We start from the raw sequence: 21,277 nt of genomic DNA on the forward strand, positions 1-21,277 counted from the left end.
CACGAAAACCAAGATCCAATATAGTCGCTTGCAAGATACAAGGCTGGGTTAGCAAGGCGTAACCCAGCTTTCAGTCGCGTTATAACGTGAGAGAAAGCTGGGACTTGTCCCAGCCTACGTTACTAGCCTCTAGTCCCTAGTCTCTCGACCCCACGCGTCACATCGCGCCTTCGTCGCGGTTGCTCCACCAGGGGAGGGAGACGCCGCCGTCGATGGTGAGGGTGCTGCCGGTCATGTATTCGGCGTCGGGGCTGAGCACGTAAGCGACGGCTTTGGCGATTTCTTCGGGCTGGCCGAGGCGTCCCCAGGGGAGTCCTTTCGCGCCTTGTTGGATCTGTTCTTCGCTGAAGAACTTGCGTTCGCCGGGGGTGTCGATCCAACCGGGATGCACGACATTGACATTGATTTTATACCGCGTGAGTTCGATCGCCGCCGTGCGAGCCATATGATCGATTGCGGCTTTGGCCATGTTGTAGGCCATCGCGGTGGGAATTGGGATGACTGCGTGCGGGGAACTGACGACGCAAATCGCCCCGCCACCGCCCTGCTTGACCATCTGCTGAGAGGCTGCCCGCACTCCGTAAAACGCGCCCCACATGGTCACGTCGATCGTGCGACGAAAGCCTTCCATGTCGGCTTTGATCATGCGTTCGCGGTCAGAATATACCGCGTTCGAGACGAAACGGTCTAATGAGCCGAACTCGGAAACCGTTTGGGCCACCATGTCTTCGACGGCCGCTTGATCGGAGACATCCGCTTGGAGCAGCAGGGCTTTCCGGCCGAGTCTTCGAACTTCCTCAGCGACGGCGTTTGCTCCCTCCGTGTCGGAGCGGTAGTTGATTGCAACGTTCGCCCCTCGCCGGGCCAATTCAATGGCAACGGCCCCACCGATTCCTTTGGACGCCCCGGTGATTAACGCGTTCTTGCCTTCCAACTGCATCTGCTGTTTCCTTCGTTCAGGCGATGGCCAAATTCTCCGCCCGATGATAAAGAGATTCCAGGCCCCCGAACAGGGACCGACCAACTCACGTTGACAGCATTTCCCGTTCCGCCTAGCTTTCGCATTGATTCCCGGTTCGGCATAAGCCTTCACGACCGCAAGAACGAGGAAATCGACCGATGCTGTTGCCAAAGTTCGTCAAAGCCGGTTTGAGTTTGAGTGTCGCTCTGTTGTGTTCCATGTCATTCGATGCGTTTGCGGAACCAGCGGAAACGTCGACCGCGGATGTGGAAGTGCGTGTTGAGGTTGCGCCTGAAACACGGCTGATGGGGTTCTTCTCGTACGAAATCCGTAAGGTGTCGTTGACTGGCGAGGAGTCAGTTAGCCGAAAAGCGACGGATAGCGGTTGGATCGCATTTACTGCCGATCCCGAAGACATGAAGAGCGGTCAGCACGTTCGCTTGGACCAACTGACGGGTCTGACCGTCCCGACTGGCCAGAGTATCCCTTTTGAAGTTCGACTGAAGCTCGAACCACGAAAACATAAGGGCATAGCCTTCAACGTCGAATTGAACGGCATGTCAGCGAACGGCACGTTAGTTGGTGTGGCCGTCGTCGATTCCCCGAATGAAGTCACTCTGAAGCTTCACGGCAACGAGGACGATGCCACCGTGATTAAACTGACCCGAGTCAGCGGACGGCAACCGACGCAGACCGGTAAACAATCCGTGGCCCGACCAGTGATTGAAGCCGTGTATCCCGCCAAGAAACCCAGTCCATCCAAGTCTGGGACTTTCGATCAAAATTCCACGCCGTTCTATCCCGAAGGTTAAGCGACTTCGGTGACGATGCTTCCGCTGCCAAATTCGAGATAAGTTTTGCGACCGTAGGATGACGGTCATTTATTGCAGGTAAGGATTCCCCGTATGTCGCTCCGTTTGGTTACGCCGCTCCGTCTGCACTCCGAGAAAGCGGCGGCGCGTTGGAAGACCGTTGTCATCACTCTCGGCTTGATCGCGTTTGCGGTGCAGTGGGTGCGAGTGGGTAGCAAGGAAGTCGGGGACTTCAAACTCCACTGGGAGTTCGGTCGACGATTGGTCGCGGGCGAATTTCTCTACGGCGACCACGGAACCGATTTGCCTTATTTGCCGTTTTGGGCATTGGCTCATGCGCCGCTTACAATTCTGCCGACCAGGGCCGCTCAGGTGGTGTTGGTACCGTTGTTTCTGCTCGCTTTTTGGGGATTGGCACGCACACTTGGCAAGTTCGCGGATCGTCATTGGCCGATGGACGAACAGCGATCGTTTTGGGTCATGACATTGGCCACGTTGATGGCGTCCAGATTTTTGATTCGAGACGTGCTGGAGTGTGGCATTAATCTCACGCTCGTCACACTCGCATGGTTGTCGTTCTATCTATGGACCAAGAAACGCGACGTGCTTGGTGGTGGATGTCTTGGGTTGGCGGTCGCATTGAAGATGACGCCGGCGTTGTTCATTGTGTGGTTCGCCTGGAAACGTCAGTGGAAGATCGTGGCTAGTTCGATCGGTGTAACAGCGGCGCTGATGCTTTCACCGGCATTGATCATGGGGTGGGACAATTTCGCGTTGGTGCATCAGGTGTGGTATCAAAATGCATCCCGTGGGTTAGCGAATACGGACCCGGCTCAAGGTGTGCTGGGCGAGGAACCGTTGCAGAACATGTCGCTTCAACCGGCATTGGGACGTTACCTGTTCGCGTTGCCGCCCGGTCATGATGCCCGCATCGATCACCCCGCGTACGTGGATTTTTTGAACCTGCCACCCCAACAAGCGGCATGGGCGATCAAGCTCATTATGTTGTCGTTGGCAGGTGGGGTGTTCTGGCAATTCCGACGAGCGGCGACCGACCGGAATGATCCGCGGTTGCTCTGGGAAGCGGCGGCGATCTCGGTGATGATTCTGTTGTATTCCCCGTTGACATGGGGACAACATTGCGTGGGTGTTCTGCCGATTCTGTATTTGCTATTGCGGGGGCAACTTGCGAACCGCTCGTTACCACGTATCAGTGGAGTGTTGTTGGCAGCGTATGTGTTCACCGTACTGATTCTTAACCGCACGTTTGTCGGCAAAATGGGGACATACCTGCTCGACAGCTATCATCTGCCGACGTTCTGTTTGCTCGGTCTGTTATTGACCGCCGTGGTCGGGCATGCTCGTGCGTATGTTGGCAACGATGAAACAGTCACCAGTGCGGACCGGCAGTTGGATATCGATAACCGACTATGCGGCGTGAATCCGTGATGTCCGGTGGTGATGTTGCATCAACTCACGAGACCGCCCGCTTCACAGCCTGGACCGAGTCGCGGGCGAACTGTCGTTGCTTGTACCTGGTATAAGGAAAGCCGATCTTCGTGAGAATATGCGACGGTCGCGAGTACGCCAAGATATCGTAGTAGACGTCGTTGGTGGCCGGATCCCAGTCGACTTGGAAGCGTTCTTCGCCGCATTCGACATGCTGAGGGAGCGTGCCATAGGCATAGCCGAAACGTTTGATCGGCGTTTCTTCCTCGACTAAATACACCACTCGCGTGGCATTGAGAATCCACATTCCCAGCGAGTGAGCTAACACGGCAACCGTGCGACCTGGTTCTGGTGGAAATTCCGTATGGTACAGCGACACCCACCCCAGTTCGAACTGTTTCCATCTCTGAAGTGCTTGACATCCCCGTTGGAAAGTCGCTAAGCCTTCGCCGATTTTGACTCGCGTATGATCGACGATGTAGCCCGCCGGCGGATCGTGATCACGAGTCGCACCGACCTGCGGATAATTCCACGTGGTCGGTGCTTGACTGGTGATGAACTGAGCAATATCGGCGTCGCTCGGCTTTCGCCATCGAAACATAAGACTAGTTCTTCGGGGTTTGCGAAAGTCGAATGGCGCGGACATCTTCTTGGGTGATTTCTCCCCGTGGTCGCTGACCGGTTCCCGATTGGTCGACATCGCCGAGTTCCCGTCGGGCGTTCTCTGCGTACTTCTGAAGCTTGGCGACAATTTCCGGATGTTCGTCTGCGACATTCCGCTTACACGCGACATCGGTGGTGACGTTGAACAACAGCGGTTTCGCCGGCTGTTTCTTCGTGAAATGCGGATGGCTTCGCCATGTTTCGAGTGGCAGAAACAACTTCCATGGGCCGGACCGTACCGCTTGCAGTTGCTCTTCTTGATAGTAGTAAAACGCTTCATACGGGGATTCCGCGTTGTCCTCGCCGGTAATCAGGTCCGTGATGTCATGGCCATCGATCTTTCGGTTTTGTGGTGGCGCGGTGCCGGCGAGAGTTGCGAACGTGGGGAGGAGATCCATCGTGGTGGCGAGTTCATCACAGACGGTGCCCGCTGGAACGACGCCGGGTTGCCACACGAGAGTCGGCACGCGGAAGGCGCCTTCACTTGTTGTGTAACCTCGGCCATGTAACGGTCGATTCGAACCGCGACTGATGTCCTCCAAATTGCGGTTGATCGGCGCTCCGTTGTCGGACGTCCAGATCACAAGTGTGTCTTCCGCGATACCCAGTTCGACGAGCCCGTCAAGCATTTGACCGATTGACCAGTCGAGTTCCTCGATCGCATCACCCCAAGGCCCATTGTTGCTCTTTCCACGAAATGCATCACTTGAAAACGGTGTGCTCGTGCTGCCGGGCATTGCTTGGGGAAAGTACAGAAAGAACGGTTGATATTTGTGTTCGGCGATCCATTCCATCGCGCGTTCGGTATAGCGTTTGGTGAGGCCATTGCGATCGCAGGGCGCTTCGATGACGGTCTCATTTTCCATCAACGGTAACGGCGGCCAACGGGAACCGTCTTTCTCCCACACGCGTTCGGTCATGTCGTCGGAGTAAGGCACACCAAAAAACCAATCGAACCCTTGTCGTGTGGGCAGAAATGGTGGTTGATCTCCGAGATGCCATTTCCCGACAATGGCCGTTGCGTATCCTTGCGGTTTGAGCACCTCGGCAATGGTGTTTTCGTCGGGGTTCAATCCGTAACGCGAGACTGGTCGCAGGACCCAACCGTCTCGTGGATTCGTATGCAAGCCGATCCGCTGCGAGTAGCAACCCGTCATCAGACTGGCCCGTGATGGTGTGCAAACACCGGCAGTCACACAGAAGTGTGTGAACTTTCGACCCTCCCGAGCCATGCGGTTCAGGTTTGGCGTGCGGTGAATCGTGGAACCGAACGGTTCGATATCGCCGTAACCGAGATTATCGCAAAACACCACAATAAAGTTTGGCGGTTTCGCATTCGCGGTGTGAGGACAACAAATTGCCAAGACGGTCAATGTCATCACTCCAAGCCACATCGGTCGACGGTGTGCTGGCGTGGACTCGCTCATAGGAATAGTTCCTGATTTTCACAAAGAGTATGGGCGGTGTTTTTTCTACTCTCGCCCTTGTCGATTGAGCGCGTCGAATTCGGTTTCGTGGCCGGCGTCGCCTTGTTGCTTCATCCAACGTTCGAGTTCGCGACGCAAGCGGTTTTGTTCGGTTTGATATTCCTTGGACCCAGCCAAGTTCTTCAGTTCATACGGATCCGCCGACAGATCGTAAAACTCGTATTCCGGCCGATCTTGATAAGCTTTGACATATTCCAACGCGAGTTTGTTGTTGTTTGCAGCTTGTGTTTTCCAGTCTTGAAAAACAGGGTGTCGAGCCGTCACCACGTTCTGGAACTCGGTTTCGTGATTGATGTTCCAAATCAGTTTGTAACGTTCGCTGCGGACCGAGCGAATGCCGTAGGCATCGGGACCGGCGATGATGCCTTTCGACGTTTGCACTCCATAAACGAATTCCCGATGTGTCTCGGTTTCGTCTTTGAGAACGGGTAGGAAACTTATGCCATCGAAGTCGTACTCCGAAGGATCGCCACCTGCGGCGGCAATGAAAGTCGGCGGGACATCGACATACTGCACCATCGCGGCCGACTCGGAATTCGGTTTCACAATGCCCGGCCAACGCACGATTCCCGCCGCTTGTAAGCCGGTGTCGTAACAAGTCCATTTGCAATGGGGGAAACTCGATCCTTGTTCGGTGAACACACTGACCAACGTATTCTCGGCCTTCTTGGTTTGATCGAGAAGTTTGAGCACTCGGCCAACTTGTTGATCGAATGCTGTGACCTCAGCATAGTATTTCGTCATTGCCTGACGAGTCACGCGGGTGTCGACGAGATACGGCGGGACGGTGAGTTTCGCAGCGTCGTATTGTCTTGCGTCGCCGTTCGACCATGGTTCATGGGGGTGATTCGATGTCACCACCAGACAGAACGGCTGCGAAGAGTCGCGGTTGATGAACTCTCGGATGGCAGGGAAATCGAGTTGCTTTCCTTTCCCGAGATATTCGAACGGAAACGATGCCTGCGGTTTGATGTGTCGTTTGCCGGCGAGGGCAACACGATAACCCAACGGCTTCAAAAAATGAGGCAAACTGCGAACACTATCATGCACGCGGCTGTGATTAGGATGAGCACCATTTCGCACCGGGAACAATCCGGTGTAAAGGGCGGACCGAGTTGGGGCACACATCGGAGCCGGAGAGAAACACCGCGTCAGTTTCATCCCTTGCGACGCCAACCGATCGAGGTTCGGCGTTTGCACATCGGAGTTGCCGAAGCAGCCGAGATCGGTGTAGGTCATGTCATCAGCCAACACGATGACAAAGTTCGGCCGAGCCTTGTGGTCGTCGCCACGAGCAGGGTTCAGGCCATCGAAGATCGACAGCACACCAAGCAACCAACAGAATGAGCGCATCGAAAATCCACCTTCAGTTCGCGGCAACGAAAAACCCGGAGCGTCTATCATGACGTTCCGGGTGTCGATTTTCAAAAGGCTCGGGGGAGCGTTTGTTATTCAGCCGTTTCGATGAGCTTGGTGGATGTGTTCTGCTCTTGTGAAAGGTCGGTCGCGATTGTCTGGTTGTTGATGTCGGTATTGAGTTTGCCATCCAGCGTGAATTTCAAGTCTGAAGACGTGATTCGACCGGTATCCAAGTCGAGGTAATATTTCGCATCGGAATCAGTGATTTCAAATTTCCCGGTGACTTTCGCGGGACCTTGCTTGATATCGATATCTCCTTCTAACTCCATTTCCATCGAAATCGTAGCAACTTGGTGACCGTCTTTTTCGGCGACTTCGTCGAGCGTGTAGGTTCGCTTACCTTTGAAGGTCCCAAGACCTTTCATGTTGAGGTCGTATGGAATGGTCCAAGAATCACCCACTTTGACGGCATCTTTGGGAAGCTCTGGAAGCGTATCGGATACGCTCGATTTGAACGCTTCGTCGGTGCCGCCTCCGGTGAACGCAGCAGCCGCGGGGCCTTGTAGGACTCCTTGCATGGCTTCGGCGTATCCCGAGACTTCCCCGACTTCACCCCGATCAGAGACGGTGAAAGTCACTTCGATACTGGCAAGACTACCGAATACCGGATTCAGCGTCTCGGACAATACCGAACCACCATCCTGCTCGATCGCTTCGGAATCGTACTTGTATTTCCCGGCAGGACCAAAATCGCCCTGAACTTTGATTCCCTTGTTCGTGGATTTCACTCGGTACTTGCCATCATCGGTTTGACCTTCGACTCCGCGAGTGGCGGTGATCGTCATGTCGATGGTGTTACTCAGCTCCTGGCCGGACACGGAAATGTCTTGTTTGGTCTTGTTGACCGTTTGATAGGTGTCAACTTTCCCAGGCGTAAACTTGTACCGAAGTTGCACCGGATCCGCTGCGTGAGCAAACTGCGTGGCCCCGAGAAAACAGGTGAGCAGTCCGCCGAGAATCAGTCGCTTCATAATGTGACTCGCTTTCCGAGATGCGATGGGAAGGGAATTGCCTTTTGAAGGGAGTTCGTTGAACATTTGTGATTATTGACGAATCTCGTCGAAATTTCACTGAAAATATTCGACTGCGTTCTGGAAGATTTTCGCTCCAGCACCAAACTCCTCGTCGGTTGCACGATTCGGTTGACGGGTCCAATTCGGATGTTGAGTCTTGTGAATGAATCGCTCCGGGTGGGGCATCAGTCCTAAGACTCGTCCGGTGGCATCACTCAGACCGGCGATGTTAGCCAGCGAACCGTTTGGATTCTGAGGGAACGGCAAAACCTCGGTCGCGGATCTCGAAATTTCTAAGTTTTTGATTGGCGGGTTGGTGTAGGTCAATGCGGTGTGTTGTTCCAACCAGCCAGTGTCGGAGTCGTTGCGGGTCACGAAGCGACCTTCCGCGTGGGCGATGGGGAGTTCAATGTCGTCGATGTTCCGCAAGAAAACATTCGACTTCGCTGCGACTTGCAGATGGACCCACAAGGCGGTGTAACGACCGTTTTCATTCCAGGTCAGAGTGGCGGGTGCGGTGGTGGATGGTGGCCACGTTTCGGTGCCCGTTGGGAGTATCCCGCTTTTGAGCAAGACTTGGAATCCGTTGCAAATTCCAAGCACCAAACGGTCTTCGGAGAGAAATCGACCTAACACATCCGACAATGGCGTTCGCAGTTTTCGGGAGAAAACGACGCCGGCTCCCACGTCATCACCGTAACTGAATCCGCCGGGCAGACACAGAATCTGGTAATCCATCAATGTTTCCGGTTGTTCCAAGACACGGAACAGATGGACCCGTTCGGCCTTTGCTCCCCACATTTCGAATGCGTAAGCCGTTTCCAAGTCGCAGTTAGTGCCAGGGGCGCGGAGAACACAAACGGTGGGAGTGGGCATGACAAATCGCAAGTTGACAGAGAAATCGGTTTCAGTTTCGACAATCGTGGACATCTACGAAACGACATCGTAGAAGGCGGCCCGACAGACTTCCAGCCTGACCCATCTCGCGAAAATTCCTGGTTCCGTCGGAGTGGCAATTTCGGCCAAGGAATGTTAGTTCTGTGAGCGATACACCTCTTAAACACACGCAAGACAAGGAAAACTCAATGCGAAAAGTATCTTGGCTTCTGGCTTTGGGATTGATGACATGTCTGGGCGGTCTCCTGACGAATTTGGAATCGGCCGAACCGAACGCTCCCGCGGACTCGTCGAATCTCGCACCGGTTGAGCCGAACATGCACGAGTTTATGGAGTACTACTTCGAACCAGCGTACAAAGCCTTGCACACCAGCATGGCCGAAGAACCCGAGAACAACACCGGCTGGAAGTCGATCAAAGCGAATTCGCTGGTCTTGGCCGAGGGGGGCAACTTGCTCCTCTTGCATAAACCATATAAGAGTGATGACGTCGAAAGTTGGCAGAAGTACTCGACAGCTGTTCGCAAGCACGGTGGGGAATTGTTCGCTGCTGCTCGCAAGAAAGACTTCGCCACCGCTCGCAAAGCGTACGAAGCGATGATCGGGCAGTGCAATCACTGTCACGATGGTTTCCACCACGGCAAGCCGATGTTGAAACCTTAACAGGTTGTCCGAATTGAACAAATGATGTCCCGCTGTGGCCAGACACGCGTCCCGACCGGGAAACCGAAGCCGCGCTCATGAACTCGTCTTCTGCGAAGATATCGATCGGTGAGGCCATCCCTCGAGCCGTCCGGCTGCGTTGCCCGCGTTGCGGCGTGGGAAAATTGTTCGCCGGTTGGTTTCGGATGAACACTGCGTGTCCCAACTGCAACTTACGGTATGAACGAGCGCCCGGGTACTTTCTCGGATCCACGTACGTCAATTACGCGTTCACCGCTTTAATCACCACGATTACCTTCGTCGCCCTGCGTTTTGGATGGGGCATTCCGGGCGGTCAGCTTCTCTGGCCGCTTCTGATCTTTTGCTTCGGTTTCCCTGTTCTGTTTTTCCGGCATGCCCGTGCGCTCTGGCTCGGCATGGACATCGTGTTCGATCCCAGTGATCCCGAGACACCAGACTCGTCGGACTCCCCGACACCTCTCACCGAAACCCACGAACGGTAACCGAACCAAACAAAGTTCGAGATACCGGCTCTCGCATCGTCATCGTCTTTTGACGTGTATTTCACGCGAATTCCGCATCAACGGCCCGACGTAAGTAGGGATCCGTAGTTGGTGCTTTAGCGGAAAGAGTGAATATAGGGATTTTTTCGTTTCTAGGGATTATTTGGTGGTCGACAGTTTACCCAACCGGTAGACTGCGAATTCTGAACTGCCGACCAAATCGAATTTCAATGTTCCTGGCAAGCAGACGAGATCAACAAATTTCCAATTTGTCATGACTCACAACGGACACGTCTCTTGTCGTCGTTCCCCACACCTCTCGCCAATCGGCGAGTGAATGTTTTGACTGAAGGAATCACCATGCTCACGTTCGACTGGCTCACGGACCTTCGCAATCACGCTCGTTTACCTTGGAACAAGCGGACACGTCACACACGACGACATTTAGCCCGACGCACCTCCGTTTTACCGGCAACAACGGAAACGCTCGAAGATCGAACCCTGCTCACACAGTTCGTAGTCACCACGCTCGACGATGAAGACGACTTCGGCATGGGAGCGGCCACCGATGTCGACGGTGCCGGCGGTGAAAATGATCTCTCGCTGCGTGAAGCCATCCGACTCGCCAACGAAACGGTCGGCGGTGCAGGTGGTGCCGGTGTTGGTGACGATCAGGGCGAGGCCGACGGTGATACCATCGTGTTTGCGCCTGGTCTGGCGGGTGGTACGATTGTCTTGTCGCTCGGTGTGATGGAAATCACCGACGACGTTACGATCGACGGTGAGATGAACAACATCACCATCGACGGTAATGACACGTCCGGCATCTTTGACGTCAATGTCGTTGCAGCCGGCACGGTAAACGATGTGGGAATCTCTAATCTCACGTTGACCGGTGGGAACGCGGCGACTGGCGGTGCCATTCTCATTCAAACCGGCGCGATAATTGAAAGTACAGTCACTGTCGATACGGTCACTTTCACCGACAACACCGCGACCGATTCCGGTGGCGCAATTGCCAACTCTAGCACGAACGCTGCAGCTAACACGCTGGTTGTTTTGGACAGTATGTTCATGGGTAACGTCGCCCAAGGCAATATGGCCGCTCATGGTGGTGGAGCCATCTTGTTGGACGGTTCGTTCGGCGGGACTGTCATTTCTGCCAGCACATTTGACTCGAACGTTGCAGTCGGGGGTGTCGCCGGTTCCGGTGGTGGGGCAATTCTGAACAACAATGTTGTCGGCGGAGTGACGATCACAAACTCCACGTTCACCAACAACCTCGCGGGCGATTCCAACGATGACGGCACGGTCGATCAGTTGGCCGATGGGGGGGCGATTCTCAACCAAGGTACGATGATTATCGATGACTCGATGGGTGGCGGCACGACCACCTTCACCGGGAACTCCGCGGGGCGAGCCGGTGGTGCGATCGAGAACAGCGGCAGTGCGGCCGTTCTCACACTAAATGATGTCGACTTCGGTGGCACGACGCCCGCCGATGGCAACAATGCCGACGTCAACGGGGGTGCAATTCACCAAAGCGGTGCGGCTTTTGTGACCATCGACGGCGGGACCTTCCAAAACAACACGGCCGGTGAAGAAGGTGGTGCCTTGTGGAATTCCGGCGCCGGCACGATGACGCTTAATGACACGCTGGCGGCCATTCTGATCGACAGCAACACCGCCAGCGGTGATGACGCTGATCAAGGTGGTGGCGGGATCTTTCAACAAGCCGGCACTGCGACACTCACGATCGCTCCAACCACGAATGGCATTACGATCTCCAACAACGCCGCCGATGGAACATCCGGGAGTGGTGGTGGGATCTTCGTCGACGACGGTGCGACTTTAGTCATCGATGGAACCGCGGCGGCAGTAATGATCACCGGCAACGTCGCCAACCGAGCCGGTGGTGGGATCGAAGACAACTCCGGTGCCACGACCACGACCTTGCTGACGAACGTCACAGTCGATGGCAACAGCGCCGGCGTCGACATTTCGGCTCCGGTCGGAACCACACCGGTCGCGAATCCCGGCAACGGCGGTGGCTTGCACATCACCGGCCCCGGAGACATTACCATTGACGGCGGATCGTTCAGTAATAACGTGGCCGCATCCGAGGGGGGTGGTCTCTGGAACGGCACCGGCACGATGACCATTCAGAACGGAACCGTCATTGATAGTAACACCGCCAGCGGCGCAGATGCCGACAACGGCGGTGGTGGGATCTTCAACGCCGGTGGCACGCTGAACATCGATGGCACGATGGCGGCCGTCGAGATCACCAACAACACCGCCGATGGTAATGCCGGGAGCGGGGGCGGGATTCTCAACGATGCGATGGGGATTGTCGATATCGACACCGCCACCATCAGTGGCAACACCGCGAACCGTGCCGGCGGCGGGATCGAAACCACTGGCGGTACGGACGTCACACTGACCAACGTCACACTGGGTGGCGCGACGGCCTCTGATGGGAACATGGCTCTCGGCATCGGTGGCGACGCTGCAACCAACGGAGCCGGCAACGGCGGTGGTTTGCACATCACCGGCGACGGCCTGGTGACTATTAGCGGAGGCACAATCCAAAACAACTCCGCCGCGGAAGGTGGTGGTTTGTGGAACTCCGCAACCGGTACACTCTCGCTCGATGACACCCTCAGTTCGATCCTGATCGATTCCAATACCGCCTTCGGCAACGCCGATCCCTCAGCCTCTTCGGCCGCCGATCTGCAAGGCGGCGGCGGGATCTTCAGTGACGGCGGCGACTTGATCCTCGACGGCAGTACGAACGGGATCACGATCTCCAACAATATGGCGACTGGAGCCGACTTCGGTTCCGGCGGTGGGATTCTGGCGATCGGCGGTAGCATGGCCACGATCGACATCACCAGCGTGACCATCAGCGACAACACCGCGACCCGTGCCGGTGGTGGGATCGAAATTGTCGAAGCGGACACGGTCACTCTGACTTCGATCATGTTGACCGGTAACTCGGCAACCGGGACTGGTGCCGGTCCGGGGAACGGAGGCGGTCTGCACACCACCGGTGACATCGCCAACCTGACGGTTGACGACTCCCTCGTGCAGGATAACGCGGCCGCTTCCGAAGGGGGCGGGTTGTGGTTCTCCGCCGGCACGGTAGCCACCATTCAAAACAACACTGGCATTACCGCCAATACCGCGAGCGGTGACGACGCGACCAACGGTGGGGGCGGGATCTTTAACGCCGGTGGAACATTGACCATCGACGGTTCGATGGCGACGGTGACGATCTCCAACAACTCCGCCGACGGAACCAGCGGCAGCGGTGGCGGGATCTTCAATGACGCGATGGGAACCCTCAGTATCAACGACGCGACCATCATGAGTAACGTCGCGAACCGTGCTGGTGGCGGGATCGAAGCGACGGCCGGCACGATGACAATGCTCACCAGCGTGACTCTCGATGGCAATAGTGCAGGCGTGGACATCATGTCAATGGTCGGCAGCACGCCCGTCGCCAACCCTGGCAACGGTGGCGGTTTGCACGTCACTGGTGATGGCGATGTCACCATCGACGGTGGAACCGTCTCCAATAACGTTGCCGCTTCCGAAGGCGGTGGCCTCTGGAACGGCACTGGCACGATGACCATCCAAAACGGAACTGTCATCGATAGCAACGTTGCGAGCGGTAACGACGCCGACAACGGTGGGGGTGGGATCTTCAACGCCGGCGGTACCGTGATCATCACCGGTGCCACCACGACGATCTCCAACAACGCCGCCGACGGAACCAGTGGCAGCGGCGGTGGGATCTTGAACGATGCCATGGGAACCATAACGATCACTGATGCGGAGATTAGCAGCAACGTCGCCAACCGCGCTGGTGGTGGGATCGAGAGCACTGCCGGAACGACGACGACTTTGACTGACGTCTCCCTGCTAAACAACAGTGCTGGTGTGGACATCATGGCTCCGGTCGGTACCACGCCCGTCGCCGCTCCCGGAAACGGTGGCGGTTTGCACGTGACCGGTGATGGAGATGTCAACATCGCTGGTGGCCTCGTGGATGGCAACGTCGCCGCTCTTGAAGGTGGCGGGTTGTGGAACGGTTCCGGCACCATGACCATTGACGGCACGTCGATTTCCAACAATCTCGCCAGTGGCGATGCCGCCGATGACGGCGGTGGTGGGATCTTCAACAACGGCGGTACGCTCGATATCGACAATGCGACGATCTCGTTCAACGAAGCCGATGGAACCTCCGGTAGTGGGGGTGGGATTCTCAGTCTCGGTGGAACTGTAACGGTCGACACAACGACTATCAGTTTGAACAGTGCCAACCGCGCCGGTGGTGGAATCGAACAAAGCGGCGGGACAGCGACCCTGACCGACGTTAACTTGATCAACAATGACGTCAATGGGTTGGGCTTAACCGCAACGACTCCAAATCCCGGTAACGGGGGCGGCTTGCACATCACTGGTGCGGCGACTGTCACAATTGACGGTGGCTCGGTCACCGGGAACGAAGCCGCCGCCGAAGGCGGTGGGCTGTGGAATTCCAGCACAGGAACTCTGATCATCCAAAACGGCACGATCATTGATGGCAACCTCGCCGAAGGTGCAGCCGACGGATCGACTGACCCGACACTCTTCCAAGGGGGAGGCGGGATCTTCAATGACGGCGGAACGCTGACGATCGATGGCACGATGACGGCCGTTGAAATCACCGGTAACGATGCGACCGGTGCCAATGGGAGTGGTGGTGGGATCATGAGCATTGGTGGCGAAGTCACCATCGATAATGCCCTGATTTCAGGCAACAACGCGAATCGCGCTGGTGGTGGGATTGAAATCATCGCGGGCGACGTTGCAATCTTTGACACCACAATCGAAATGAACGATGTCGCCGGAAACGCTGGCACACCAGCTCCCGGCAACGGTGGTGGTCTGCATGTCACCGCGGATGCACTCGTGGTGATCGATGGCGGTTCCATGGCCAACAATAATGCGGCCGCCGAGGGTGGCGGTCTGTGGAACTCTGCAACCGGAACAATGATCGTCCAAAACGGCACGATCATCGACGGCAACACCGCCAGCGGGAATGCTGATGCCTCGGGTGACACTTCGATCCTCCAAGGGGGCGGTGGTATTTTCAACAACGGTGGAACGTTGATCGTCAACGGCACCACCGCGACGGTGGAGATCACAAACAACATCGCGGACGGTGCGTCCGGGATGGGTCTAACGGCCGGTAGTGGTGGTGGGATTCTCTCGGTCGGTGGTTCGGTGACCATTGCGAACGCCACGATCGACGGCAACGAAGCCGTCCGAGCCGGTGGCGGAATCGAAGTCGTCTCGGGTCTGGTGAACATCTCCAATACCGGCTTGTCGAACAACGACGTCTCGGTCGCAGGTGGATCCATCGCCGTCGCCGCTCCCGGCAACGGTGGCGGTTTGCACGTCACCGCAGACGCGACCGTCAATGTGATCGGCGGGACAGTCACTGGGAACACCGCGGAATCCGAAGGTGGTGGTCTGTGGAACTCTGCAACCGGCACGCTGACCGTGGGTGGCAACGTCGTCACCGGTGCCGTCTCGACGATTCGCGAAGCAACCGGTGCCGATGCTGCAAGTATCACCGCGACCGTCGATCAATTCCGAACCGACTTGGGAACGCTGAATTCCAACACACCGGGGTCACAAAATCCCGGTCGACGGCAAATCAACTGGGACGCCGCCCCGGATGGTGTCTCAGCACCCAACTCCTTCCCGGGTGACTTCTTCAACGCGAACTTCTCCCCAAGAGCCCGCGGTGTCGAATTCACCACGCCGGGTACCGGGTTCCAACTCAGTGCGACCAACGCCAGTGGAACCGAGGTTGAGTTCGGCAATATCAACACCAACTACACGACCGACTTCTCCGCATTCTCTGCTGAGCGTCTGTTTACGCCGATTGGCAGTAATGTTGTCACGATCAACTTCTTCATTCCCGGAACCGACATTCCAGCCGCAGTAACTGGCTTCGGAGCGGTCTTCTCGGATGTCGATCTCGCTGATTCCACGATGATCGAGTATCTCGATGTCGATGGCAATGTGCTGGACACTCGAATGGTGTTGGCGACCGCAGGTGATGGAAGTCTATCGTTCACCGGCCTCACCTTCGATGCACCCGTCGTGGCTTCGGTCCGAATTACTTCGGGCAACGGAAACCTGGCGATGGGCAACGATGACATCACCCAGGGCGGCACCGAAGACTTGGTCGTCATGGACGATTTCATCTTCGGCGAACCGGTTCCGATCGCCGCAATGAGCATGGCGACGACCATCTCGAGTAACGTCGCCAGCGGTGACGACGCGACCAATGGTGGTGGCGGGATCTTCAACGATGGTGGTACGTTGACGATCACCGGAGGGACGATCTCCGGAAACATCGCCGATGGTGCAGCCGGCAGCGGTGGTGGGATCTTCTCTGTCGACGGCACGGTGACAATTTCGAATACCGAGATCAGCGGTAACGAAGCTGTCCGAGCCGGTGGCGGGATCGAAATCGTCACTGGGACGGTCACGCTGACCGACGTCACGCTGGACGGCAATGATGTTTCCGACGATGACTTGACCGGCAACGGATTGCTGTCGAATCCTGGCAACGGGGGCGGCTTGCATATTACCGGCGACGGTAACATGGGCATGACCACGCCAACGACAGTGACCATCTCCGGTGGTTCGGTCTCCGGCAACACCGCCGGGTCTGAAGGTGGCGGTCTGTGGAACAACATCGGGGCGACTCTGATCGTCCAGAACGGAACCATGATCGCTAACAACATCGCAAGTGGCGATGCTGCCGACGAGGGCGGTGGAGGGATCTTCAATAACGGCGGAACTTTGGATATCGATGACGCGACAATCCAGTTCAACGACGCTGATGGCACCGCCGGCAGTGGTGGTGGGATTCTCTCGACGGATGGTACCGTCACGATCGACAACACGATGATCACTTTCAACACGGCCAACCGTGCTGGGGGTGGGATCGAAGTCATCGCTGGAACCGTCACCCTGACCGGCGTTCAACTGATCAACAACGATCTTACTTCCGGGACACCGAATCCCGGTAGTGGGGGCGGCTTGCACGCAGCGTCCGCCAATGTGACGCTCCGCGAAAGCACGGTCTTCGGCAACGATGCTGCGGCCGATGGTGGTGGTTTGTGGATCGGCACCGGAACATTGACGGTCGAAACAACCACCGTCGAAAGCAACTCCGCCGATGACGAAGGCGGCGGGATCTACAACCAGAACGGAACGCTCATCGTCAACTGTAGCACGCTGAGTGGGAACACAGGGTTTACGTCCGGTGGGGCGATTCACAACGGGGGGGCCGCACTCGCTGCCACAACTACGATCGGCAACAGCACGATCTCCGGGAACGACACCGATGGCAGCGGCGGGGGTATCTTCAACAATGCCAACGGCACAGTGACGATCACCAACGCCACCATCGTGCTCAACATCGCCGACTTTGACGACAATGCGATGGGCACCGGCGGTGGTATCTTCACCGAGGCCACCGCAACGACAACGTTGAATAATACGATTGTCGCAGGCAACACAATCGGTAGCGGAGCGGATGACGATCTCGATGGGGCCGTCAACGCCGCTAGTGCCAATAACTTGATTGGGGATGCAGGGACTTCCGGCATCACGAACGGCAACAACAATAACATCGTCGGAATCACTGGCGGGTTGGCGACAGTGCTCGACACGACTCTGGCCAACAACGGCGGACCAACCTTCACGCACGCATTGGTGATGAATAGCCCCGCGGTCAATACCGGTAGCAATTCCTTCGTGAATTCCGCGACCGACCAACGCGGAATCGGCTTCCCACGAGTGCTGGGCGGAAGTGTCGACATCGGTGCATTGGAAAGCCTTTTCGGCGATCCCGGTGACCTGCTCGACGCATTCGATGAACCGTTTATTGATCCTCTTGCAATCAACGGCCCATACACGCGGGTGGTCGAAGGTGATTTCGATGGCGTGCAATTGGTGACCGGTGGTGACGGCAACGATGACTTGTTCTTCTGGGACCCAATCTCCGGCGAGAACCGAATCGTTCTTAGCGATGGCACAATCATCACGAATCCCATCACGCCAGCCGCCATCAACGGCAACGACTTCTCGCAACTCGTTTCCGGTGATTTCGATGGCGATCCGAATGACGATTTGTTCTTCTGGGATCCCGTCTCAGGCAAGAACCGGCTGGTTCACTTTGACGTTGACAACGTGACAACGCCGTTAACGATCACCGGTGTCATCGAAGACAACGTGGTTCCGCAGACCGCGATCAACGGTAACGATTTCTCAGAAGTTGTCGCCGGTGACTTGGACGACGGCGGCGCCGATGACTTGTTCTTCTGGAATCCGACGACCGGACGCAACCGCCTCGTGCATCTCACCCCAGTGACACCAGCGGCCGATACGGAAGTTGGCGAAGTTCAGACGAATGTGATCAACGTCACGGCGATTAACGGCAACGATTTCGAAGACGTCAAACTTGGGGACTTCGATAACAACGGCGTCATGGATTTGTTCTTCGTCAATCTCAATAGCGGGAGGAACCGACTGGTCACCTTCAGCGTGGTCACTTCCGGGGTGGAATCGGCTCAAGACATGGTCTTCACCAATGTCATCGCTCAAAACGCCCTTAACGGCAACGACTTCTCGCAAATCGTGATTGCCGATGTCGACGGCGATACCTTGATCGATGTCTTTGCACGCGATTTCACGAGTGGTCGGAACCGACTGTTTGTCAACGACGGAGATGGGTCCAGTTACACTCTGAACGATTCCCCGGTAGCCACCGGACTGATCAACGGCGACTTCCCGCAGTTGAGTCCTGTGACGATCGAAACCCCAAGCACTGCCATCACCGATGGCCTGTTCTTCTGGGATCCGATCACCGGCAAGAATCGCCTCGTCTTTACCGACTTCGTCGTCTAACACGAATGACGATTGAACATCGTGGTTTCTAGTTCATGGGGGTCGCATCGGGTAACTCCTTCGCGGCCACCATGAATGCAGAAAATCACAACTCAGTCTCTTCGAAACCTATTGATCGATTTTTCATTGACATGCGTGGAGAGTTTGCAAGACTTTTCACGCATTTTTTCGTGCGTGCTCACGGCATTTCTTGAGAACCTCGAATTCATTCGGCATCATCCGGTCGATTTCGGTATACTCAGCCTATACCGAGTGGGCGACGTTTGGTTCCGTGGGTCGAGTGAAATTGGAAAGATGCGCAATGGCATGAAACTTTCCTACTTTGTAGTCGATCGGGCAGGGCAATTGCGTCGCGGTAGTCGGCGATTGGTCGAAGCACTTTGGCACGGAGACTGCACCGCTGCCGAATTGGGAATACCGATCGGGGAAACGCTCCGATTGATCACGGTTTTGTCCGATCCCGATCTGTTGCCGATCGTGGTGTATTTCATACGACTCGACATCGAAGACGGGGCGATCACGGAAGATTCTCGCGTGAATGCGTTCGAAGCCATGACGTCGCATCGACGACGGCGATACGATCATTCCGCAGCGCAACGCCAGTTCATTGGTTGGCCTTCGGATTGGCAAACGCAGTTGGCGATTGCACTCGATGTACCAGCGAACATTCTGAACAAACTTGGTGTCGGCGGCCCGTTGCTCTTGGCAGATTTGTGGGGCGTGCCGTTGGAGAAGGTGCTCAGCTATTTTGAAGACGCAACCGACCGATGAACTCGGCAATTTCTCTCGTACGGGTTTGTGTTTGGCCGCCGGTCGTGCTTAGAATCAAAAGCCGCTGTTGTGTTGCGCTTTCCTCCTAAACTGTCATCTGCCGAATCTATTGGCTGTTCTTTTCCAATGAAATGACAACAGGTCAATTCGACTTGGCCGGTTTAGGGAACAATTTTTCGCTCGGTTTCGATAATCGGGCACCTTGAAAGGATGGTTTTCCACATGTCAGAATCTACGTCTCCTTCGGCCGGGCACTCACCGTCTCGTCGAACCTTCGTCAAGACGGCTGCCGCTGTGGGTGCTGTAGCGGCTTTCGACTCGGTCACTTTGCGTTCCGCTCACGCGGCAGGCTCGGATCAGATTAAAGTGGGTCTTGTCGGTTGTGGCGGACGCGGAACTGGCGCCGCCGTCCAAACACTTCGCGCGGACGGCTACACCAAGCTGGTCGCGATGGCAGACGTTTTCCAAGACCAATTGGACCGCAGCCTGAAAGCGATCAAGTCCACGAACGTCGCAGATCGCGTCGATGTGCCGAAGGAACAACAATTTGTCGGCTTCGATGCTTACAAGCAGTTGTTGGAAGCCGACGTCGACTTGGTGTGCCTAGCGACTCCGCCGCACTTCCGCCCTGCTCATTTCAAAGCCGGGATTGAAGCTGGCAAGCACATGTTCGTCGAGAAGCCCGTCGCCGTGGATGCCCCGGGCGTTCGCAGCGTGCTCGAAACCACAGAACTCGCGAAGAAGAAGAATCTGACCGTCCTTTCCGGGTTATGTTGGCGATACGACACCAACATGATTGAAATGGTCAAGATGCTTCAAGAAGGGGCTCTCGGAGACATCTCCAGCGTCGTTACCCAGCGGTTCAACGGTGGTGTTAAGAATACACCGCGACAAGAAGGCTGGACCGACATGGAGTACCAACTTCGCAACTGGTACTACTTCACGTGGCTCAGCAGCGACTTCATGGCCGAACAATTTGTGCATGAATTGGACAACGTCGCGTGGTTATTAGGGGATGAGTATCCCACAAAAATCTCCGCGACCGGCGGTCGGCAATCTCGCACCGGGAAAGAGTTCGGTCATATTTTCGATCACTTCGCTGTGACTTTCGAATACGGCGATGGAAAACGAGTTTACGCTCAAACTCGCCAAGCTCCCGGATGCAGCAACGAAAACAGCGTCATCGCGTTGGGCTCGAAAGGCGTTTGCGACGTTCGTGCTTACCGGATTACCGGCGAGAACAGTTTCCAAATGAAACCGAAACGTACCGTGATGCATCAACTCGAGCATGACGCCATGTACGCCGCTCTTCGTCGCGGGGAAATCCTCAACAACGGCGAATACATGGCGAAAAGTTCGCTGATGGGTATCGCCGGACGTATGGCTGCCTATACCGGCAAAACATTGACTTGGGAACAGTGTCTCAATTCCAAAGAGAAACTCGGCCCCGACACCTACGATTGGGACGCACCGCTGCCCGAGCCACCCGTGGCAATCCCCGGAGTAACACCGTTCATCTGACCGATCATCGGTTGATCGAGAGCAGTTTCATTTTGCGCGTACCGGCTTCCGGCTCACGGAGGTCGGTAATCAAAGAAGACTGTAAATCGGTCTGATCCATCGCCAATCTGCCGCCGCACTGTTCGCGGAGAGTTCAC

General features: G+C 56.1%; 13 protein-coding genes. 7 read left to right on the forward strand and 6 right to left on the reverse strand.

Annotated features, from left to right (window positions below):
* Nucleotides 1-157: 157 nt before the first annotated feature.
* Nucleotides 158-940, reverse strand: a complete 783-nt coding sequence (locus AC5DDB_RS24355; RefSeq protein WP_491742360.1) for an SDR family NAD(P)-dependent oxidoreductase — start codon at nt 938-940, stop codon at nt 158-160.
* Between the two features lie 179 nt (nt 941-1,119).
* Here AC5DDB_RS24355 and AC5DDB_RS24360 point away from each other — a divergent pair, with 179 nt between their 5' ends.
* Nucleotides 1,120-1,773 carry a hypothetical protein gene (locus AC5DDB_RS24360; protein WP_491742361.1) on the forward strand — a complete coding sequence of 218 codons (654 nt, stop codon included), beginning with the start codon at nt 1,120-1,122 and terminating at the stop codon, nt 1,771-1,773.
* Between the two features lie 93 nt (nt 1,774-1,866).
* Nucleotides 1,867-3,222, forward strand: coding sequence for a glycosyltransferase family 87 protein (locus AC5DDB_RS24365; RefSeq protein WP_491742362.1), 1,356 nt, complete (start codon nt 1,867-1,869; stop codon nt 3,220-3,222).
* A gap of 25 nt (nt 3,223-3,247) precedes the next feature.
* Here AC5DDB_RS24365 and AC5DDB_RS24370 read toward each other — a convergent pair whose 3' ends face one another.
* The 5 genes from AC5DDB_RS24370 to AC5DDB_RS24390 all read right to left on the reverse strand — a co-directional run bounded on the left by AC5DDB_RS24370 (nt 3,248) and on the right by AC5DDB_RS24390 (nt 8,680).
* The gene (locus AC5DDB_RS24370) at nt 3,248-3,823 is read right to left on the reverse strand and encodes a DUF1990 domain-containing protein (protein ID WP_491742363.1); all 576 of its coding nucleotides are present in this window, start codon (nt 3,821-3,823) and stop codon (nt 3,248-3,250) included.
* A gap of 4 nt (nt 3,824-3,827) precedes the next feature.
* Complete coding sequence (locus tag AC5DDB_RS24375) at nt 3,828-5,264, reverse strand: sulfatase family protein (protein WP_491742485.1); 1,437 nt, start codon at nt 5,262-5,264, stop codon at nt 3,828-3,830.
* Nucleotides 5,265-5,357: 93 nt separating this feature from the next.
* Nucleotides 5,358-6,725: a sulfatase family protein gene (locus tag AC5DDB_RS24380; protein WP_491742364.1), complete on the reverse strand. Its 1,368-nt coding sequence runs from the start codon at nt 6,723-6,725 to the stop codon at nt 5,358-5,360.
* Between the two features lie 95 nt (nt 6,726-6,820).
* Nucleotides 6,821-7,762 carry a DUF6263 family protein gene (locus AC5DDB_RS24385; protein ID WP_491742365.1) on the reverse strand — a complete coding sequence of 314 codons (942 nt, stop codon included), beginning with the start codon at nt 7,760-7,762 and terminating at the stop codon, nt 6,821-6,823.
* A 96-nt stretch (nt 7,763-7,858) separates the two neighbouring features.
* Nucleotides 7,859-8,680: a phosphoribosylformylglycinamidine synthase subunit PurQ gene (locus AC5DDB_RS24390; RefSeq protein WP_491742366.1), complete on the reverse strand. Its 822-nt coding sequence runs from the start codon at nt 8,678-8,680 to the stop codon at nt 7,859-7,861.
* Nucleotides 8,681-8,889: 209 nt separating this feature from the next.
* Between AC5DDB_RS24390 and AC5DDB_RS24395 the strand changes: the two genes are divergently transcribed.
* From AC5DDB_RS24395 to AC5DDB_RS24415, 5 genes are all read left to right on the forward strand, one after another.
* Entirely contained in the window at nt 8,890-9,363 is a 474-nt protein-coding gene (locus tag AC5DDB_RS24395; RefSeq protein ID WP_491742367.1) for a hypothetical protein, read from the forward strand.
* Between the two features lie 77 nt (nt 9,364-9,440).
* Nucleotides 9,441-9,866, forward strand: coding sequence for a DUF983 domain-containing protein (locus tag AC5DDB_RS24400; RefSeq protein ID WP_491742368.1), 426 nt, complete (start codon nt 9,441-9,443; stop codon nt 9,864-9,866).
* Between the two features lie 360 nt (nt 9,867-10,226).
* Nucleotides 10,227-18,848: a beta strand repeat-containing protein gene (locus AC5DDB_RS24405; protein WP_491742369.1), complete on the forward strand. Its 8,622-nt coding sequence runs from the start codon at nt 10,227-10,229 to the stop codon at nt 18,846-18,848.
* Nucleotides 18,849-19,154: 306 nt separating this feature from the next.
* Nucleotides 19,155-19,619, forward strand: a complete 465-nt coding sequence (locus tag AC5DDB_RS24410) for a hypothetical protein (RefSeq protein ID WP_491742370.1) — start codon at nt 19,155-19,157, stop codon at nt 19,617-19,619.
* 222 nt (nt 19,620-19,841) lie between these two features.
* Nucleotides 19,842-21,140 (forward strand): Gfo/Idh/MocA family protein, encoded by a 1,299-nt coding sequence (locus AC5DDB_RS24415; protein ID WP_491742371.1) that lies wholly within the window; start codon nt 19,842-19,844, stop codon nt 21,138-21,140.
* Nucleotides 21,141-21,277: the final 137 nt, after the last annotated feature.

The sequence above is a fragment of the Thalassoroseus sp. genome, assembly GCF_984380535.1.